Here is a 19,339-nt window from a genome sequence, read left to right as displayed (position 1 = left end):
GCGCTTCCCCGTGTCTCACGTAATAGGTCTCCCGCAAGATAGACCATTACTTCGACACTCGCCCGTCGATTTCCGCCGCTAGAGGATCGGCTCGCAGCCGATCGCCCTGCCGCCGGCGGTGAGGAACTGGCGGACCAGGTCCTTCTGGTCGGGGAAGAGGAAGGGCTTCTCCAGGCCCGAGGTGATCCCACCGGTGACGGTGAAGAAGACGTCCTTGCCCTGGCACGTGGTGACGAGCGTTCCGCCGGCCACCCACTGGGCCCGCCCCAGATCGGACGTGCTCGCGCCGTCCTTCCGGACCAGGGCGGTGGTCCGCGGCTCGGTCGTGATCGCGAACTCCTGCACCCGGCTGTCGTACTGCGAGTCCCCGCCGATCCGACACGACCAGATCGGGGCGGTGGCGGTGGTGACCTGCTGCGGCATGTGCCACTGGGCCTCGGGGTTCCTGGCGGGTGCGAACCCGGGCAGTCCGCAGAGGTTGGTCCAGTCCGGGTCCGTCACGGCGCCCTTCGCCGACAGTTCCTTCGGCGCCGCAAGGGCCCGGTCGGCACAGCCGCGTGCCTTGGCGACCCTGTTGGCGAAGGCCACGGCCAAGCGGGCTCGGGCCTCGTCGTGGCCCGGCTGGTCGGCGCGCACCTCGGCGCGCACGCCCTTCTCGCACCCCTCGGGGAGCACGGCCCATGCGACATCCGGAGTCACCGAACCGGCCGAGTCACCGGAGAACAGCCGGGCATCCGACGCGGCCAACACTCCCGGTCCGTCATCGGTGTTGAGGGCGATGGTGAAGTGCACGAGCTTCTCGGAGGTCGTGAACACACCGGAGCTGACCGCGGCCGTGCAACTGTTCCCGGTGTGGTCCTCCGTCGCCGAGTAGCTGCCCTTGCTCTCACGGATCCGCCCGGACCCCAGCAGGTCGTGCACCTGGGCCGCCGTGGCCACTCCGTCGCACACGGCGTCCGGCCCACCGAGGTTCGTCAGCCGGTAGACCGCGAACCCCAAGGCCCCGACGAGGACGAGGCAGAACGCCACCAGCACCGTCGCCAACCGCATCCGCAGCGCCCGCGTGGTGAACCCCCGCCGGTAGAGCGCGATGTTCAGCCGCCCCGCCGCGCTCCGCCGGCTGTCCTGGCCGTCCGGGTCGTTCTGTTCCATGGCGTGTCCCCCTTCGCTCGTCGTTCGTCCGGCTAGAGGATCGGCTCGCAGCCGATCGCCTTGCCCCCGGCGGTGAGGAACTGCTGCCAGGTGGAGTCGCCGGCCGGTCCGGAGCTCCAGGCGCCGTTGAGTTCCATCCGGAAGGTGGTCGGCCGGCCCTGGCAAGTCGCCGTCATCTCGCCGGGCCGCACCCAGCGGGCCCGGCCGATCCCCGGTTCGTCCTTCGGGGTTGCCGGGGCCAGGAGCCGGGGCTCGGTGCCGATGGTGAAGGTGATCGGGGACCTCGGACTCGCGTCCGAGTGGATGAGACAGGTCCACAGCGGGTCGGTCGCGGTGGTCACGGTCTCCCGGAGGGCCGCGCCGCCGAGGCTGACGGGCGCGGTGAGCCCGGGCAGGCCGCAGACCGCGTTGCGGTCGACGTCGTGGTCCTTCCCGGCAGCGGAGAGTTGGTGCGGCGCGGGCATGGACGACGTACCGCACCCCTGTTGTGACGCGACGTGGCCGGCCGCCGACACGGCGAGTGCGGCGAGCTTCTCTGCCCCGGGCCGGTTGTCGCGGTCCGCCCTGACGGTGATCCGCTGCCCGCTGTCGCACGCCTCGGGAAGCAGCGCCCAGGCCCGGTGGTCGAAGCCCGCGCCGGACGCTCCACCGTTGGCCGAAGCGGCGAACAGCCGGGCCTCCGCGTCATTCGCGACGACGGATAGATCGCCGTTCTTGCGCAGTTCAACGGTGACGGACCGCTCGTTGCCGAAGACCCCGGAACTCACCTTCGCCGTGCAGAAGGCTGATCCGCTGTGCAGGTACCCGTTGCCGAACGCCTGATCGCTGACCTTGCCCGGCCCGAGCGCGTCGTTCAGCAGATCCGCGCTCACGGCGCCCTCGCACACACTGTTGGGACCGAAGGCGTTGGTCAGGTTGTCCACCAGGAACACCCCGGCCCCGGCCACGACCGCCGTCACCGCCACCACGGCGACCGCCGCCCGCACCCGCAGCGGCCAGGTGGTGAACCCCCGTCGGCTGAGTGCCGTGTCCAGACGCCCGCCGACGGCGCTCCCGTCGCCGGACTGATCGGCGGTGTGCTGTGTCTTCTTCATCTCAGCGCCCTCCGAGTGCGTTGCGGTACGTCTGGTTGACGCCTGTCCCGTAGCTTTCGGACACGTCGTGCAGCAGCTTCTGGGGCACACCGGCGGTCGAGTTGATCTCCGCCTGGGTGAGACCGGCCAGTCCGGCCTTCTCGACGATCATCGTCTTCAGCTGGTTCTCGCCGGAGTTGAACATCTTGGACAGGTCCGCCTGCGTCTGCTGGTCCTGCTCGCTGTTGAGCCCGTTCGCCCACTCCGAGGTACCGACGTCCACCATGCGCTGGACGAAGTCGCCCACGACCGGTACGGGAGTCAGGGGCGTGCCGATGAGGTGGTAGTTCATCTTCGCCTGCCAGTTGTTCTGGAACACGACGTCGTCGTGGTGACGGGTCATGACGTCCGACTGTGCGCCGCTGAGCGCCCCCAGGACCTGGCCGGCCTCCCGTACGTAGCCTTCGATGCCGGGGCCGGGGTGCCCAGTGCCGTCCGGCCTGAACGCCTCGGCGGGGTAGGCGTCGAGTCGCCGGGCGATCTCCTGGCTCTCGGCGTAGTGGATGGCCTTGAACGCCTCCGGGTCGTCGGACACACCTCGGATGACCCGGATGAGGCGGTCCCGGTCGATGGCCAGCCCGCTGGTCTCGGAGTGCCCGTTGACCTCCTTGCCGATGATCTCGTACGTGTCGGCCGCGTAGTCGGCGATCATGTTGCCGAACGGCCGGCGCAGTCCGACGGGGAGTTCGGTCACATGGCCGGCGGAGTCGCCGCCGAAGTGGCTGATCGTGTCGGACATGATGCGCGCCATCGCCGCATCGTGCGGGCGGACCGGCGGCTGGTTGCCGTGCGGATCGCGGCCGGTGGTGGCGGCCTCCAGGGCATCGCCGAACGCACCGCGGGAGGTGTCCTGCGCGAGCGCGTCCAGCTGGTTGTGTTCGTAGCCCTGGTTGGGCCACTGGCGGTCCTTCAGCAGGTAGGCAAGGTTCTTGTTGGCCGCGGGGTCGAGGAACTCCTTCGACGCCTCGGGGTGGCGGCTCATGGTCTGCATGAGGTCTCGCATCGGATCGCCCTGGTGGCCGGAGATGTTGCTCCAGTCCGGGCCCCACAGGTCTTCGCCCTTGAGTTTGCTGCCGCGCTCGTAGTCGACCAGGTCGGTGCCGACCTTGGTCAGGAAGCCCTTGTCGAAGCTGCCCCTCGCATTGAGCAGTGCTGTCAGCGCCGGATAGTTGTCGTTGTAACCCGCCGCAGATGCCCCGGGGCGACGGGCGGCGGCCAGCAGGCCGTCCTCCCAGGCCTTGCCCATTCCGCCGTCGCGGGTGGCGGTGGCCAGTGCGACGGACAGGCTGCCGTAGACCTCCTGGTAGCCCTTGGCGTTGTGGTTGCCGTGCGCGAGGCCGTCGTAGACCTTGCTGTACTCCAGCAGGGCGTCCGGACCTGTCTTGCCGCCGTAGTTGAGGCCGTTGAGCAGGGTGGTGGAGAAGTCCTTCTTGTCCGCGTTGGCGGCCATGAGCGCCTGTAGCTGCTTGAGCTGGTCGTCGGAGAGGCTGCCGGCCTTGGACATCAGGTCCTTCGCCCGGTTGGCGTCGGCGACCGGGCCGGCGCCGTACGGGGCGGCGTTGAAGGCGGTGGTGCTGGTTCCTATGTCGCCCTGGAGGGCCACGGTGGCCCGCTGGTCGGCGGCGGTGGCCTTCGCGACGGCCTTGCCGAGCCGGTCCGACAGTGCCTGGGCGTTGGCCCGGATCGTGCGCTCGGCCTCGGGGTCGTTCCTCTCCTCCTTCGGGACGGTCCAGTTGACCGTCCCGTCGGCGGTGACGCTGAGGGTGGTGTCGCCCTGCGCGTCGTGCAGCGCCGCGTCGAGGTCGCGGCGGGCGGCCGCGAAGTCCTCGGCGGCGGCTTTCATGATCGCGGCGAGGGCGGTGGCGACGGCCGAGGCCTGCTTGAAGTCGCCGTCGATGCCCTGCATGGCCGTGGTCGCTGCGTCGGCGGCGTCGCCCTTCCAGCCGGCCCGCTGTGCGGTGCTGGTGAGGTCCTTGGCGACTCGGCCGTCCAGGGCGGTGAGGGCCTTGGCCACGCCGGCCCAGGCTTCGGCGGCTTCGTTCACCCCGGAGAAGTCGGCCTCGTGCAGTTCCTTGAAGGACACCATCTGTCCGTTCCCCCCGGTACCTGTCAGTTGTTCGAACGCATGTCGGCGGCGATTCCGGCCTCGTTGGCGCCGTAGAACCGCTGGGTCTTGTCGAGGTTTCCGGCGGCGTTGCCGAGCTTGTCGTGCAGGGTCTTGCACTGCTGCAGCCAGCGCTCGGTGCTGCTGGTGAGGGCGCCGCCGAAGGAGAAGCCGCGGATCCTGGTCGACGCGGTGCTCGCGTACTCGGTGAGGCTGTGCGCGCCGGGGCCCGCCTTGCCGTTGGCGTTGTCGAGGTCGGTGGCGATCTGCCGGGCTATCCCGGCCGAGGCGTTGAGCTCGTGCGGGGTGTCCAGCCGGGTGGTGCCCAGGGCGGGTGGGATGAGCGCGGGGTTGCCGTCGCCGACCGGGGCCGGAGGGGCGTACGGCGACTTCGCGGTGTATGCGGGCCCTGAGCTCGGCATCGGGTCCTTGGCCGGTGCGACCGGTCCCGTGGTGAAGTACGGGCTACCCATGTGCGAATCCTCCCCATTCGATGAAGCAGCCGCTCCCCTGCGGCAGTGAAGACCGTACAGGGACCCGCTGTCAGTACACCGACCCACCCTCCGTGGCGCCGGACGCGCGGAGAGTGGTCGCGCTCAGTGGGGCTGTGCCAAGGGGGAATTGGCGGCCCGGCGCGAGGGCGGAGGTCTTGTTACCGGCGGGTCGCTTGCCTATCATCCCGAGTGTTACAGCTTTACTGTCAAACCCGTCGGAAGGGTTCAGCAGCCAGTGGGTGACGCGAGCAGGACGCCGGGGGCCGGGGGGCCGTTGGCGGGTGTGCGGGTGGTGGAGCTCGCCGGGATCGGGCCGGGGCCGTTCGCGGCCATGCTGTTGGGGGACCTCGGGGCGGACGTGGTGCGGGTGGACCGGCCGGAGCCCTCGCCGCTCGGCACGGACCCGGCGTACGACCTCAGCAACCGCAACAAGCGCTCGGTGCTGATCGACCTGAAGTCCCCCGAGGGCCCTGCGCGGGTGCTGGACCTGGTCGAGCGGGCGGACCTGCTGATCGAGGGCTACCGGCCGGGCGTCGCGGAACGGCTCGGGGTCGGGCCCGAGGCGTGCCTGGCGCGCAACCCGGCGCTGGTGTACGGCCGGATGACCGGCTGGGGGCAGCACGGCCCCCGGGCGGCGGCCGCCGGGCACGACCTCGGGTACGCGGCGGTCGCCGGGGTGCTCGGGATGGTGGCGGCGCCGGGCGGGGCCGAGGAGCCCCCCGGCATCCCGGCCAACCTGCTGGGCGACTACGCCGGCGGCTCGCTGTACCTGGTCGTCGGCCTGCTCGCCGGACTGCACCACGCCCGGGCCACCGGCACCGGCCAGGTGGTCGACGCGGCGATCGTGGACGGCGCGGCGCACCTCGGCAGCATGCTGTGGGGCCTGCTCGCGGCCGGCCACTGGCAGGACCGCCGGGGCGTCAACCTGCTGGACGGCGGCGCGCCGTTCTACGCGGTCTACCGGGCGGCGGACGGCGGCCACCTGGCTGTCGGCGCGCTGGAGCCGCGCTTCTACGCGGAGTTCGCCCGGCTGCTGGAGCTGGGACCGGACGCGCCCGGCCAGTTCGAGCTCGCCCGCTGGCCCGAACTGCGGGCCCTGATCGCCGCGCGCTTCGCCACCCGGACCAGGGCCGAGTGGGAGGCCGTCTTCGCGGGCTCCGACGCCTGCGTGGAACCGGTACTGACGATGCGTCAGGCCTCCGTGGACGCCCACCTGTCGGCGCGCGGGACGTACGTCGAGGTGGACGGCGTCACCCAGCCGGCCCCCGCCCCGCGCTTCTCCGCCACCCCGGGTGCCCTGCGCCGCCCGCCGGCCCGGCCGGGTGCGGACACCGCCGAGGTGGCCCGGGACTGGGGCGTCCCCTCTCTCGACGTCAGTACCCCATCCCCCAACGCTTCGGCAGAGCAAGGAGAGTAGCGTTGCAGCGCGAGATCTTCACCGAGCAGCACGACGACTTCCGGGCCACCGTGCGGGCCTTCCTGGCCAAGGAGGTGCTGCCGCACTACGACCGCTGGGAGAAGGCCGGCATCGTCGACCGCTCCGCCTGGCTCGCGGCCGGCCGCCAGGGCCTGCTCGGCCTCGCCGTGCCCGAGGAGTACGGCGGTGGCGGCGCCCCGGACTTCCGCTACGCCGCGGTGCTGGCCGAGGAGTTCGCCCGGGCCGGTGCCTCGGGTCTGGCCATCGGCCTGCACAACGACATCATCGGCCCGTACCTCACCTCGCTCGCCACCGAGGAGCAGAAGCGCCGCTGGCTGCCCGGCTTCTGCTCGGGCGAGCTGATCACCGCGATCGCGATGACCGAGCCCGGCACCGGCTCCGACCTCCAGGGCATCCGCACCCAGGCCGTCGACCGGGGCGACCACTACCTGCTCAACGGCGCCAAGACCTTCATCTCCAACGGCATCCTCGCCGACCTGGTGATCGTGGTCGCCCGCACCACCCCCGAGGGCGGCGCGCACGGACTGAGCCTGCTGGCCGTCGAGCGCGGCACGCCCGGCTTCGAGCGCGGCCGCAACCTCGACAAGATCGGCCAGAAGGCCCAGGACACCGCCGAGTTGTACTTCGAGGACGTCCGGGTGCCGAAGGAGAACCTGATCGGTGAGCTGAACGGCGGCTTCGTCCACCTGATGCAGAACCTCGCCCAGGAGCGGCTCACCATCGCCGCTGCGGCGATCGCCGGCGCCGAGTACCTGGTCGAGATCACCACCGACTACGTCAAGCAGCGCGAGGCCTTCGGCCGTCCGCTCGCCAAGCTCCAGCACGTCCGGTTCGAGATCGCCGAACTGGCCACCGAGTGCGCCGTCACCCGTGCCTTCGTGGACCGCTGCATCACCGAGCACAACCGCTACGCGCTCACTCCGGCGGACGCCTCGATGGCCAAGTGGTGGGCCACCGAGCTGCAGAAGCGCACCGCCGACCGCTGCCTCCAACTGCACGGCGGCTACGGCTACATGAGCGAGTTCCCGGTCGCCCGGGCGTTCACCGACGGCCGCATCCAGACCATCTACGGCGGCACCACCGAGATCATGAAGGAGATCGTCGGGCGTTCCATCCTCGGCTGAGACCCTCCGTCGATCGGGTTGCCCCGCCGGCCCGTTGCCCCGCAAGCCCGTTACCCGCAAGCCCGTACCCGCAAAGCACGTTGCCCCTCAAGCTCACCGCACCGCAGACCACAGACCCACTGCTCCGAAGAACCCGCTGAAAGGCGTTCCCACCGTGACCACCGAAGCGTACGTCTACGACGCGATCCGCACCCCGCGCGGCCGGGGCAAGGCCTCCGGCTCGCTGCACGGCACCAAGCCGATCGACCTCGTCGTCGGACTGATCCACGAACTGCGCAACCGCTACCCCGGGTTGGACCCGGCCGCGATCGACGACATCGTGCTCGGCGTGGTCAGCCCGGTCGGCGACCAGGGCTCCGACATCGCCCGGATCGCCGCCATCGCGGCCGGCCTGCCCGACACCGTCGCCGGCGTTCAGGAGAACCGCTTCTGCGCCTCCGGCCTGGAAGCCGTCAACCTGGCTGCCGCCAAGGTCCGTTCCGGCTGGGAGGACCTCGTCCTGGCCGGCGGCGTGGAGTCGATGTCCCGGGTGAAGATGGCCTCCGACGGCGGCGCCTGGTTCGCCGACCCGATGACCGCGTACGAGACCAACTTCGCCCCGCAGGGCATCGGCGCCGACCTCATCGCCACCATCGAGGGCTTCTCCCGCACCGACGTGGACGCCTTCGCCGCGGAGTCCCAGGCCCGCGCCGCCAAGGCCCAGGCGGACGGCCTGTTCGACCGCTCGGTCGTCCCGGTGCGCGACCGCAACGGCCTGGTCGTGCTGGAGCGCGACGAGTTCATCCGCCCCGGCACCACGGTCGAGACCCTGGCCGGCCTCAAGCCCTCGTTCGCCGCCATCGGTGAGGCCGGCGGCTTCGACGCCGTCGCCCTCCAGAAGTACCACTGGGTCGAGGCCATCGACCACGTCCACCACGCGGGCAACTCCTCCGGCATCGTGGACGGAGCCGCGCTGGTGGCGATCGGCAACCGCGAGGTCGGCGAGCGGTACGGGCTGCGCCCGCGCGCCCGGATCGTCTCCGCCGCCGTCTCCGGCTCCGAGCCGACCATCATGCTCACCGGCCCCGCCCCGGCCACCCACAAGGCCCTCGCCAAGGCCGGTCTCACCGCCGCCGACATCGACCTGGTCGAGATCAACGAGGCCTTCGCCGCCGTCGCGCTCCGCTTCATCCGCGAACTCGGCTTCCGCCACGACCAGGTGAACGTCAACGGCGGCGCGATCGCGCTCGGCCACCCGCTCGGCGCCACCGGGGCGATGCTGCTCGGCACCGTGATCGACGAACTGGAGCGGCGCGACCTGCGCTACGGCCTGATCACCCTCTGCGTGGGCGGCGGCATGGGCATCGCCACCATCGTCGAGCGCATCTGACTCCCTCCCCGCAGATCTGGAGACCGTGAACCCATGAGCGACACCACCACCATCCGCTGGGAGCAGGACCAGGACGGCGTGGTCACCCTCGTCCTCGACGACCCCACCCAGTCCGTCAACACCATGAACGAGGCCTTCGTCGCCGACTTCGAGGCCGTCGTCGAGCGGCTGGCGGCCCTGGCCTCCCAGGAGGCCTCCCCGGACGCGCTGCGCGGCGTGGTGATCACCTCCGGCAAGAAGACCTTCTTCGCCGGGGGAGACCTGCGGATGCTCTCCGCCGCCCGCCCCGAGGACGCCGAGGCCGTCTTCGAGAAGTCCATGCGGATCAAGCGTTCGCTGCGCAGGCTGGAGACCCTCGGCAAGCCGGTCGTCGCCGCCGTCAACGGCAGCGCGCTCGGCGGCGGCCTGGAGATCGCGCTCGCCTGCCACCACCGGATCGCGCTCGACACCCCCGCCAGCCGGATCGGCCTGCCCGAGGTCACCCTCGGCCTGCTGCCGGGCGGCGGCGGTGTGGTCCGTACGGTCCGGCTGTTCGGCATCGCCGACGCCCTGCTGAAGTTCCTCGTCCAGGGCCGCCAGTACCGTCCGGCGCAGGCGCTGTCGCACGGACTGGTGCACGAACTGGTCGACACCCCCGAGGAGTTGGCCGCCCGCGCGAAGGCCTGGATCGAGGCCAACCCGAACGCCGTCCAGCCCTGGGACGTCAAGGGCTACAAGATCCCCGGCGGCACCCCGGCCACCCCGGCCTTCGCCGCCAACCTGCCCGCCTTCCCGGCCAACCTGCGCAAGCAGCTCAACGGCGCTCCCTACCCGGCCCCGCGCAACGTCCTCGCCGCCGCCGTGGAGAGCGCCCAGGTGGACGTCGACACCGCGATGGTCATCGAGGCCCGCTACTTCACCGAGCTGGCCTGCGGGCAGACCAGCACGAACATGATCCAGGCGCTGTTCTTCGACATGCAGGCGGTCAACTCCGGCGCCGGGCGGCCGAAGGGCGTCGAGAAGCGACCGGTCCGCAAGGTCGCGGTGCTCGGCGCCGGGATGATGGGCGCGGGCATCGCCTACGCCTGCGCCAAGGCCGGCATCGAGGTCGTGCTCAAGGACGTGAGCCTGGAGGCCGCCGAGCGCGGAAAGGCCTACTCCGAGGGACTGTTGAACAAGGCCGTCGGCCGCGGGCGCTCCACCGAGGCCAAGCGCGACGAACTGCTGGCCCGGATCACCCCCACCGCCGAGGCCGCCGACCTGGCCGGCTGCGACGCGGTCATCGAGGCCGTCTTCGAGAACACCGAGCTCAAGCACAAGGTGTTCCAGGAGATCGAGGGCGTCGTCGGCCCCGACGCGCTGCTCTGCTCCAACACCTCCACCTTGCCGATCGGCCTGCTCGCCGAAGGCGTCGAGCGCCAGGGCGACTTCATCGGCCTGCACTTCTTCTCGCCGGTCGACAAGATGCGGCTGGTCGAGATCATCCGCGGGCCGCAGACCGGCGACGAGGCGCTGGCCCGTGCCTTCGACCTGGTCCGGCAGATCGACAAGACCCCGATCGTGGTCAACGACTCCCGCGGCTTCTTCACCTCGCGGGTGATCGGCCAGTTCCTCAACGAGGGCGTCGCCATGGTCGGTGAGGGCGTCCACCCGGCCAGCATCGAGCAGGCCGCCGCCCAGGCCGGCTACCCCGCCAAGGTGCTCTCCCTGATGGATGAGCTCACCCTCACCCTGCCGCGCAAGATCCGCGACGAGCACCGGCGTTCGGTGGAGGCCGCCGGCGGCACCTGGACGCCGCACCCGGCGGACGCCGTGGTCGACCGGATGGTCGACGAGTTCGGCCGCCCGGGACGCAGCGGCGGCGCGGGCTTCTACGAGTACGGCGAGGACGGCAAGCGCGGGCGGCTCTGGCCGGGGCTGCTGGAGCACTTCGGCCGTTCTTCCGACGGTTCTTCCGACGGTTCCGCCGTTGGTTCTGAGGTCGGTTCTGCCGCTGAGGTTCCGTTCGAGGACCTCAAGGAGCGGATGCTGTTCAGCGAGGCGCTGGACTCGGTGCGCTGCCTGGAGGAGGGCGTGCTGACCTCCGTCGCCGATGCCAACGTCGGCTCGATCCTCGGCATCGGGTTCCCGGCCTGGACGGGTGGCGTGTTCCAGTACATCAACGGGTACGAGGGCGGACCGGCCGGCTTCGCGGCCCGCGCCCGCGAACTCGCCGCCGCGTACGGCGAGCGGTTCGCGCCGCCGGCGCTGCTGGAGCGGGTCGCGGCCGAGGGCCGGACCTTCACGGACTGAGCCGCGCTCCCGGTCGGGGTTGGTGAGGCCGCAGGCGCCGTGCGACGCGCGGCGCCTGCGGCCTGCGGCCACCGGTGTGCGGTCTGTGATGTGCGGTCCGGGGTCCGGGGTCCGGGGTCCGGGGTCCGGGGTCCGCGATCCGCGACCTCACCGGGCTTCCGCTACCGCTCCGGGCGGCCCGGCTCCTGGCTCAACTCCTCGTCCAGTTCGTCCCGCAGGGACCGCTGGAAGGCTGTGACCAGGGCCTGCGCCACCATCGGCTGGATGTGGTCCGTCAGTGCCCGCATCCGGGCCAGCTCCTCCGGCGCGGGCTCGCTCTCCCGGTACGGCTTCCACACCGTCTCGCGGAACAGCCGGTGCAACTCCCGTGCCGTCGCCCGACTGTGCTCCAACACCACCGCCCGGGCGGCCAGCAGCGTCTCCAACGGGATGGGCACGTCCAGGATCCGCACGCCCAGCGGCAGCAGCCCGGGATCCACCCGGAACACCTCCGGATCCGCCGTCCGCTCCAGCGCCCCCATCGCGGCGAGCCGTTCGACCTGCTCCTCCGTCAGCCCCCGCCCGGCCCGCCGCTCCAGCTGAGCCCTGGTGGCCTCCTCCGGGGTCTCCGGCGTCCAGGACGCCACCAGCGCACGGTGGATCGCCAGGTCCAGCGGCGTGCTGTCCTCCGGCAGCCGCGCCAGGTACCGCTCGATCGCGGCCAGCGTCAGCCCCTGCCGCTGCAACTCCTCGATCAGCTCCAGCCGGTCCAGGTGCGCCGCCCCGTACAGTCCCACCCGCCGCGGCCCCAACTCCGGTGGCGGCAGCAGGCCCTTCGTTCCGTAGAACCGCACCGTCCGCACCGTCACCCCGGCCCGGGCCGCCAGCTCGTCCACCGTCAGCCGCGGTCCGGCCCCCGCCCCGCCGTGCTCCCCCATCTGCCGCCTCCCGCGCTGGCACACTCCTGCTGTGACAGCAGCAGTGTGACAGTGCCGTCCCGGCCGGTCCACCGATGGGCGAGGGGCGGTGGGCGGTGGGCGGGCGGCGGTGCATGGTGGGCGTAGGTGTGGGCGTGGGCGTGGGCGTAGGTGTGCGCGTGCGCGTGGGCGTGCGGCCGGGGGAGGCGTACGGGTGCGGATACGCCGACGCCCCTGCCCTCCGCCGGGGCCGGCTTCCGGCGGAGGGCGGAGGGCGGAGGGCGTCGGGCGGGGCGTCGGGTGGAGGCGCCGGGCGGGGTCAGGCGAGGGCGGCGTGGTGGCGGCGGGTGACCTCGGGGTGGGCCCGGGTGTACCCCTTCCACTCGTTGAGGCCGAAGTCGGCGAAGAGCGGGTTGTCCGGGTCCTCGGTGGCACCGGGGGCGTGGTGGGCGTGCGGGAAGTCCAGCGGCTCGATGTGGGCATCGAGGCGGGGGTTGTAGAAGAACGGCACGGAGAAGCGCTCGCGGGCTCCGGGTGGGCTCACCACGCGGTGGCTGGTGGCCTTGAGGTAACCGTCCGTGGCCACCTCCAGCAGCTCGCCGAGGTTGACGACGAAGGCACCGTCGAGGGGCGGGACGTCGAGGAAGGTGCCGTCCGCGCGCTCGACCTGGAGGCCGCCGACGGTGTCCTGTAGCAGCAGGGTGATGAAGCCGTAGTCCTTGTGGGATCCGACGCCCTGGCCGGCGCCGTCCGGGGCGGTGCCGGGGTAGCGGACCAGCTTGAGACGCAGGTGGGGGTGGCCCGCGAAGGCCCCGTCGTAGAAGTCGGGGCGGGCGCCGATCGCGGTGAGGAGTTCGTGCAGCAGACGGCGGGCGACCTCCCCGAGGTGCTCGATCCAGCCGAGTGCGGCAGTGCGCAGCTCGGGGAGCGCCTCGGGCCACTGGTTGGGCCCCTCCAGCCACCAGTACGGGGGCTCGCCGTCGCTGGGGACGTGCGGGGGCAGCTCGGCGCCGATGTCCAGCTGGTCGCGCCAGTCCTGGCTGCCGCCGGTGCGCTCGTCGCCGGTGCGGGTGTAGCCCCGGTAGTGGGGGGAGTTGAGGTTGCTCACGGCGAGCCGGTCGGCCTCGGGGAGCGCGAAGAAGGCGCGCATGGCCCGGGTGAGCGCGGTCGTCTCCTCCGGGGTGACGCCGTGACCGACGAGCTGGAAGAAGCCGACGCCGGTGGCCGCAGTGCGGAGCTCGTCGTGCAGGCGGCGGCGGTCGTCCGGGCTGCCGTCGGCGAGCGAGAGGTCGATCACCGGGAGGGCGTCCGCCGGAGAGTTCGCCGGGGCGTCTGCAGGGGCGTCCGCCGGAGTGGAGCCGGTAGCGGTCTCGGATATGGGCGTGTACTGCTGCGTCATGTGTGACATCCGCTGGGTCTCGTCCCGGCTGGTCCCGGTGGTCGACCGGGGACGGCCGGAGCTGCGCCTGGTGCGGCGGGTGCTCCGGGGGCCGGGAGGTGGCGGCGGCCGGGCAGGGGCCGCCGGTGAGGGTGGGTGGCGCGAGGTTCAGCCGGAGCGTCGACAGGACATGGTCGTCACGCGGAGCAGGTCCACGTGGCGGCGGCGAACAAGGATGAGCACCTCACCAGCGTAATTGACCCGTTCTGCGGTGGGCGAGCCCCCTGCAGCGGAGGGCCACTCGCCACTTGTCGGTGATCTATCAAGTTGTGGGGCGGGGGGGGCGACGGAGCCGGAGTGCGGCCGATTGTGACTCCCTTCGATTGGCGGACCCCTTCAGGTGGCAGGCTCCTTCGGGTAGCGGACCCCTTCGGATGGACGATCCCTTGGCGGCTCCCTTCAGGAGTTGTTGAGGTAGGCCAGGACGGCGAGGACCCGGCGGTTGTCGTCGTCGGAGGGCTGGAGGTCGAGCCGGACGAAGATCGACGCGGTGTGCTTGGCGACGGCTCGCTCGGTGATCACCAGCTGCTGGGCGATCGCCGCGTTGGACCGCCCCTCCGCCATCAGCGCCAGCACCTGCCGCTCGCGCGGGGAGAGGGTGGAGACCGGGCCGGCCGAGGAGTTGTGGGTGAGCAGCCTGGTGATCACCTCCGGATCCATCGCGGTGCCGCCCTGGGCGACCCGTCGTACGGCGTCGATGAACTGGGTGCCGTCCATCACCCGGTCCTTGAGCAGGTAGCCGATCCCGCCGGTGCTGCCGGCCAGCAACTCGCGGGCGTACAGCTGCTCCACGAACTGCGACAGCACCAGCACGGGCAGGCCCGGGTGAGCCCGGCGGGCCGCCAGCGCGGCCCGCAGCCCCTCGTCCGTGAAGCCCGGTGGCAGCCGGACGTCCACCACGGCGATGTCGGGCTGGTCCGCGGCCACCGCGGCGAGCAGTTGCTCGCCGTCCTCCACCGCCGCGGTGACCTTCATGCCGTTGGCCTCCAGCAGCCGGGTCAGGCCGTCCCGGAGGAGGAAGAGGTCTTCGGCGATGACAACGCGCACGGGATCTCCAGGTTCACGATGGTCGGTCCGCCGGACGGGCTGCTGATCGCGAGCACCCCGTCGAAGGCGGCCAGGCGGCGTTCGGTTCCGCTGAGGCCGGTTCCCCGGGACGGCTCGGCGCCGCCGCGCCCGTCGTCGGTGACCGATATCCGCAGCAGCCCGTCACTGTGCCCTATCTCGATCCACACGTGCGAGGCCCCGGCGTGCTTGACCACGTTGGCCAGCAGCTCCGTCACCGCGAAGTAGGCGGCCGACTCCACCGGGGCCGGCGCCCGGCCGGACAGGCTCCCGGTGAAGCTGACCGGCAGCGGCAGGTCCAGCGCCGTCGCCTGCACCGCGTCGGCCAGGCCGCGGTCGGCGAGCACCGGGGGATGGATGCCGCGGACCAGGTCCCGCAGCTCGCCCAGCGCCTTCACCGAGGACAGCCGGGCCTCGGCCAGCAGCGGCCCGAGGGCGTCCGGGTCGTGCTTCAGCTGCTCGGCCACCGTCAGCAGCATGCCCAGCGCCACGAGCCGGGCCTGCGCCCCGTCGTGCAGGTCCCGCTCGATCCGGCGCAGCTCGGCAGCTCCGGCGTCGATGGTGTCCGCCCTGGTCCGTGCGAGATGGCTGACCTGGCGGGCGAGCTCGACCCGCCGGGACGGCCCGAGCAGGGCCCGGGCGGCCTTCTCGTGGATCCTCAGGACCGGTGGGGCGGCCCACAGGGCGGCCAGCGGGGAGATGGTCAGGCCCATCGAGTAGACGACGCCCAGGGCGAAGAACCGTTCGTTCCGGCCGAAGACCTCCAGGGCGATCGGCGCCAGCAGGACGATCACGGCGACGAGCAGCACGGTGGTGCCGGTGAGCAGCACCCAGGCGAAGTCCCGCCACGTCGCCGGGTCGGTGAGCCAGCCGCCGGCCCGCAGCCGCTGCCAGGGCCCGGCCCCGGCCGGACCGCGGTACGGCACCGGGATCGGCCGCCCGCTCCACTTCCCGACCGTCCGCCTGCTCTCCGTCGCGATCCAGCGGGCGCCGAACAGCCCGAGCACCACCAGCGAGGGCGCCATCCAGAGCGAGCCGGCCCGGCCGCCGGGGGCGGCACCGCCGTAGAGGTGCGCCGCCATCAGCGCTATCGCCCCCGGGGCGAACAGCGCGGCGCCGAGCGCCCGGCCGCCGCCCCCGGTGGCCCAGCACAGCGCCCAGAGGGCGACCGGTGCCATCGGCACCGCCAGGATCAGCGGCCCGCCCGGGTGGAAGTCCCGGGGCTCGTCCGGACCGAACAGTGCGGTGGCCAGCAGGACCGGCCCCGCCAGCAGCGCGAGGAGGCCCGTCACGGCCAGCGTCACCGCGTACCAGGCACGCACCCCGTCCGCGCAGGCCCGGCCGACCCGCAGGGCCGCCCCGTTCAGCACTCCCGCGTTCATGACGCGCCCCCTCTTCCTTCCGAGACCCCCGTCCGGAGGCCTCGAGGCCACGGCTCCGGAGCCCCCCGTGGGCCCCGGTTCCGATCTTTCGCTGGGTCAGTCTGCCCGGCCGGAGCCTCCGGCGCTCTAGGCCTGAACACCCAGTTCGGGGTGTATCTGGATACACCCCGAGGAGGCCGTCCAGACGGCTGTCGGCACCCCGCCGCCGATTCGTAGCGTGATGTTCCGTCAGCCGGCCCGGGATTCCCGGTGCCGGATCTCGAACCGTGGAGGGCCCGTGAACGCGCCGATCATCCGGATCCGCGGCGTCAGCAAGACGTACGACCGATCCGACGCCGCCCGCCCCGCCCTGGCCGGGCTCGACCTGGAGGTCAGGGCCGGCGAGGCGCTGGCCGTGCTCGGCCGATCGGGTAGCGGCAAGTCCACCCTGCTGAACCTGATCGCCGGCCTCGACCGCCCGAGCGGGGGCGAGGTGGAGGTGGACGGCGTGGCCGTGCACCGGCTCGGCGAGGCCGCGCTGGCCGAGTACCGGCGGGCGCGGATCGGCATGGTGTTCCAGTTCTTCAACCTGCTGGACGACCTGAACGCGGAGGACAACGTGATGCTCCCGGCCCAGCTGGCCGGGATGCGGCGGGAGCAGGCCCGGGCCCGGGCCGGGGAGCTGCTGGAGCGGCTGGGGGTGGCCCGGCACGCCAAGGCCTTCCCCGGCCGGCTCTCCGGCGGCGAGCGCCAACGGGTCGCGGTGGCCCGGGCGCTGATGAACCGCCCGCCGCTGCTGCTGGCCGACGAGCCCACCGGGGCGCTGGACACGGCCTCGGCCGCCGACGTCCGCGACCTGCTGCGCGCTCTCAACGCGGACGGCCAGACGATCCTGCTGGTCAGCCATGACACCGCGCTCGCCGAGGACTGCGCCGACCGGACGATCGAACTGCTCGACGGCCGGCTGGTCAGGGACACGGCCGCCCTGCCAGTACCGGGCGGTGGCCGATGAGCGCGCTCGGCAAGGTGGTGCGCGCCGGGGTCGGCCGTCGGCGGGTGCAGACCCTGGTCATGGTGCTCACCACGATGATGTCGGTGACGGCGTGCATCCTCGCGCTCGGGCTGCTGGTCGCCGCCCGGGGCCCGTATCAGCGCTCCTTCGCCGACCAGCACGGCGCCCACCTCAACGTGCTGTACGACCAGGCCAAGGCGAGCCCGGCCCAGCTCGCCGCGGCGGCCCGCCTGCCGGGTGTGACGGCCTCGGCCGGCCCCTACCAGGCGGTCACCGTCCAGCCGCGTTCCGGTCCAGGCACCAGGATCCCGCCGGCCGGGAGCCCCCTGCCGCCGACGACGCTGGTCGGCCGCGGCGAGAAGGGCGCGCTGGACGATCTGCGGATCACCGAGGGCCGCTGGGTCGCAGGCCCCGGGGAGGTCGTGTTCCTGGACGGACACTCCCCGCTGGCGGTCGGCGACACCATGGAGTTCCCAGGCCTTCCGGGGCACCCGACGCTCAAGGTCGTCGGCCTGGCGGCCTCGGTCTCCTGGAGTGCGGACGGCTGGGTCGTCCCCGAGCAGGTGCCCGGGCTGACGGCGCCCGGCACCACGCCCGCCGCCCAGTACCTCTACCGCTTCGCCCACGCCGACAGCGACGCCGAGGTGGAGGTCGACCGCGCCGCGCTCGCCGGCGCCGTCCCGGCCGGGGCGCTCGCCAAGGCCACCTCCTACCGGCCCGTTCAGGAGGAGGCGAACCGGACGGCCTCGACGTTCGTCCCGTTCGTCACGGCCTTCGGGGCGCTCGGGCTGGCCATGTCGGTGCTGATCATCGGCGTCGTGGTCAGCGGCGCCGTCAGCGCCGCCACCCGGCGGATCGGCATCCTCAAGTCCCTGGGCTTCACCCCGGCCCAGGTGGTGCGCGCCTACGTCGGCCAAGCGCTGATCCCCGCCGGAGTCGGCACGGCGCTCGGGGTGCTCCTCGGCAACCTGCTGTCCGTCCCGGTCCTCGGGCTGGCCCACAAGGCCCTGCGCGGCGGACTGCTCGGCATCCCGGTCTGGGCGGACGTCGTGGTCGCGGTGGTGGCCCTGGGGGCCGTGGCGGGCACCGCGCTGGTGCCGGCGCTGCGGGCCGGGCGGCTGTGGACGGTGGAGGCGCTCGCGGTCGGCCGGACGGCGCCGGGCGCCAAGCGGGCGGCCGTCCGCGGCGCGGCCGACGGGGCCGGGGCGGCCGGCCCGCTGTCCCGGGCGCAGGACCTGATCGGCCGACTTCCGGTGCCACGGGCCCTCAGCCTCGGACTGGCCTCCCCGCTCAACCGGCCGGGCCGTTCGGCGACCACGGGTGCCGCCGTGGTGCTCGGCACGGTCGGGGTCACCCTCTGCGTGGGCCTGACGCTCTCGCTGGGCTCCCTCCAGGACGGCCTGATGGCCGGCCGCGCGGGCAAGGTGGTGGTCCAGGCCCCGATCGAGGGCTCCGCGCCGCTGGCCGACCACGTGGACGAGGCGGCCGTGGCCAAGGCCATCGACTCCCGCCCGGGCACCCGAGCCTGGTACAGCAGCGCCCCGAGCCCGGCCGCCCTGGCCGGCAACACCGGGCGCTCCGAGGTGGTCGCGCTCAGCGGAGACGCTTCCTGGAGCGACTTCCAACTGATCTCCGGCCGTTGGTTCCAGGGCCCCGGCGAGGTCGTGGTGGCCGCCGCCTACCTGCGGGCCAACCAGGCGAAGGTCGGTGACACCGTCACCCTCACCGACCACGGACGCAGCACCCCGGCGAAGATCACCGGTGAGGTCCTGGCCACCAACGACCTGGTGTTCACGGACCGGTCCACACTGGTGCCGCTCGGCGGCGCGATCCACGCCGAGGCGCTCACCTTCCACATCGACCTCACCCCGGGCACCGACGCACAGGCCTACGCCGACGGGCTGGACCAGGTCGTGAAGCCCCTGGGCCTGGGCGCCGACCCCGGCGGGGAGCACCTCAACATCGTGGTGCTGGCGATGAACACCCTGGCGGGCACGCTCACACTGCTGCTCTCCGTGGTGGCGGGGCTCGGAGTGCTGAACACCGTGCTGCTGGACACCAGGGAACGGGTGCACGACCTCGGGGTGCTCAAGGCACTCGGGATGTCACCCCGGCAGACCGTCTGCATGGTGCTCACCTCGGTCTGTGCCAGCGGGCTGGCGGCCGGGCTGATCGGGGTCCCGCTCGGCATCCTGGTGCACCACCAGGTGATGCCCGCGATGGCCCGAGCCGCCGGAATCGGTGTGCCGGATGCCGACCTCGCCGTGTTCGACCCCTCGGTGGCGGGGCCGCTGATACTCGGCGGCCTGGTGCTGGCCCTGCTCGGAGCCGTCCTCCCGGCCACCTGGGCGGCCCGCACCAGGACGGTCACGGCGCTGCGGACGGAGTGACGGCGGGGGAGAGAGGAGAGGACACGCCCTGCGCCCGGCGTCTGCCGGGGAGCCCGGGGGAGCCCCCCGTAAGGTTCCCCGGCAGAGCCGGA

General features: G+C 72.5%; 14 protein-coding genes. 6 read left to right on the top strand and 8 right to left on the bottom strand.

Translation table 11 applies throughout. From position 1 onward, the window contains the following. Nucleotides 1-78 precede the first annotated feature (78 nt). From ACWDBB_RS14680 to ACWDBB_RS14665, 4 genes are read right to left on the bottom strand one after another with little or no spacing between them, the layout of a single operon-like run. Nucleotides 79-1,152 (bottom strand): hypothetical protein, encoded by a 1,074-nt coding sequence (locus tag ACWDBB_RS14680; protein WP_449789919.1) that lies wholly within the window; start codon nucleotides 1,150-1,152, stop codon nucleotides 79-81. Nucleotides 1,153-1,184: 32 nt separating this feature from the next. Next, nucleotides 1,185-2,246 carry a hypothetical protein gene (locus ACWDBB_RS14675; protein WP_449789918.1) on the bottom strand — a complete coding sequence of 354 codons (1,062 nt, stop codon included), beginning with the start codon at nucleotides 2,244-2,246 and terminating at the stop codon, nucleotides 1,185-1,187. A gap of 1 nt (nucleotide 2,247) precedes the next feature. Next, nucleotides 2,248-4,371: a hypothetical protein gene (locus ACWDBB_RS14670; RefSeq protein WP_449789917.1), complete on the bottom strand. Its 2,124-nt coding sequence runs from the start codon at nucleotides 4,369-4,371 to the stop codon at nucleotides 2,248-2,250. Between the two features lie 23 nt (nucleotides 4,372-4,394). After that, nucleotides 4,395-4,862 carry a hypothetical protein gene (locus ACWDBB_RS14665; protein WP_449789916.1) on the bottom strand — a complete coding sequence of 156 codons (468 nt, stop codon included), beginning with the start codon at nucleotides 4,860-4,862 and terminating at the stop codon, nucleotides 4,395-4,397. Nucleotides 4,863-5,118: 256 nt separating this feature from the next. On the opposite strand from ACWDBB_RS14665, the gene ACWDBB_RS14660 reads away from it, so the two are divergent. The 4 genes from ACWDBB_RS14660 to ACWDBB_RS14645 all read left to right on the top strand — a co-directional run bounded on the left by ACWDBB_RS14660 (nucleotide 5,119) and on the right by ACWDBB_RS14645 (nucleotide 11,085). After that, complete coding sequence (locus ACWDBB_RS14660) at nucleotides 5,119-6,300, top strand: CaiB/BaiF CoA transferase family protein (protein WP_449789915.1); 1,182 nt, start codon at nucleotides 5,119-5,121, stop codon at nucleotides 6,298-6,300. A gap of 2 nt (nucleotides 6,301-6,302) precedes the next feature. After that, nucleotides 6,303-7,445 carry an acyl-CoA dehydrogenase family protein gene (locus ACWDBB_RS14655; RefSeq protein ID WP_449789914.1) on the top strand — a complete coding sequence of 381 codons (1,143 nt, stop codon included), beginning with the start codon at nucleotides 6,303-6,305 and terminating at the stop codon, nucleotides 7,443-7,445. A gap of 154 nt (nucleotides 7,446-7,599) precedes the next feature. Then, nucleotides 7,600-8,814: an acetyl-CoA C-acetyltransferase gene (locus tag ACWDBB_RS14650; RefSeq protein ID WP_224279338.1), complete on the top strand. Its 1,215-nt coding sequence runs from the start codon at nucleotides 7,600-7,602 to the stop codon at nucleotides 8,812-8,814. Between the two features lie 33 nt (nucleotides 8,815-8,847). Continuing rightward, nucleotides 8,848-11,085 carry a 3-hydroxyacyl-CoA dehydrogenase NAD-binding domain-containing protein gene (locus tag ACWDBB_RS14645; protein ID WP_449789913.1) on the top strand — a complete coding sequence of 746 codons (2,238 nt, stop codon included), beginning with the start codon at nucleotides 8,848-8,850 and terminating at the stop codon, nucleotides 11,083-11,085. A 161-nt stretch (nucleotides 11,086-11,246) separates the two neighbouring features. Here ACWDBB_RS14645 and ACWDBB_RS14640 read toward each other — a convergent pair whose 3' ends face one another. From ACWDBB_RS14640 to ACWDBB_RS14625, 4 genes are all read right to left on the bottom strand, one after another. Beyond that, the gene (locus ACWDBB_RS14640; RefSeq protein WP_449789912.1) at nucleotides 11,247-12,002 is read right to left on the bottom strand and encodes a MerR family transcriptional regulator; all 756 of its coding nucleotides are present in this window, start codon (nucleotides 12,000-12,002) and stop codon (nucleotides 11,247-11,249) included. A gap of 298 nt (nucleotides 12,003-12,300) precedes the next feature. Next, the gene (locus ACWDBB_RS14635) at nucleotides 12,301-13,389 is read right to left on the bottom strand and encodes an isopenicillin N synthase family dioxygenase (RefSeq protein WP_449789911.1); all 1,089 of its coding nucleotides are present in this window, start codon (nucleotides 13,387-13,389) and stop codon (nucleotides 12,301-12,303) included. Nucleotides 13,390-13,818: 429 nt separating this feature from the next. Beyond that, entirely contained in the window at nucleotides 13,819-14,466 is a 648-nt protein-coding gene (locus ACWDBB_RS14630; RefSeq protein WP_449789910.1) for a response regulator, read from the bottom strand. Continuing rightward, complete coding sequence (locus ACWDBB_RS14625) at nucleotides 14,418-15,866, bottom strand: histidine kinase (protein WP_449789909.1); 1,449 nt, start codon at nucleotides 15,864-15,866, stop codon at nucleotides 14,418-14,420. Before ACWDBB_RS14625 ends, ACWDBB_RS14630 begins: the two co-directional genes overlap by 49 nt. A 277-nt stretch (nucleotides 15,867-16,143) precedes the next feature. Between ACWDBB_RS14625 and ACWDBB_RS14620 the strand changes: the two genes are divergently transcribed. Both ACWDBB_RS14620 and ACWDBB_RS14615 read left to right on the top strand, forming a co-directional pair. Continuing rightward, entirely contained in the window at nucleotides 16,144-16,857 is a 714-nt protein-coding gene (locus tag ACWDBB_RS14620; protein ID WP_449789908.1) for an ABC transporter ATP-binding protein, read from the top strand. Continuing rightward, nucleotides 16,854-19,247 (top strand): FtsX-like permease family protein, encoded by a 2,394-nt coding sequence (locus ACWDBB_RS14615; protein WP_449789907.1) that lies wholly within the window; start codon nucleotides 16,854-16,856, stop codon nucleotides 19,245-19,247. Before ACWDBB_RS14620 ends, ACWDBB_RS14615 begins: the two co-directional genes overlap by 4 nt. The last annotated feature ends 92 nt before the right edge of the window (nucleotides 19,248-19,339 follow it).

This window comes from Kitasatospora sp. NPDC001095 (assembly GCF_053598615.1).
The sequence above is the reverse complement of the archived record's forward strand: the minus strand, read 5'-3'. Positions and strand labels throughout refer to the sequence as shown.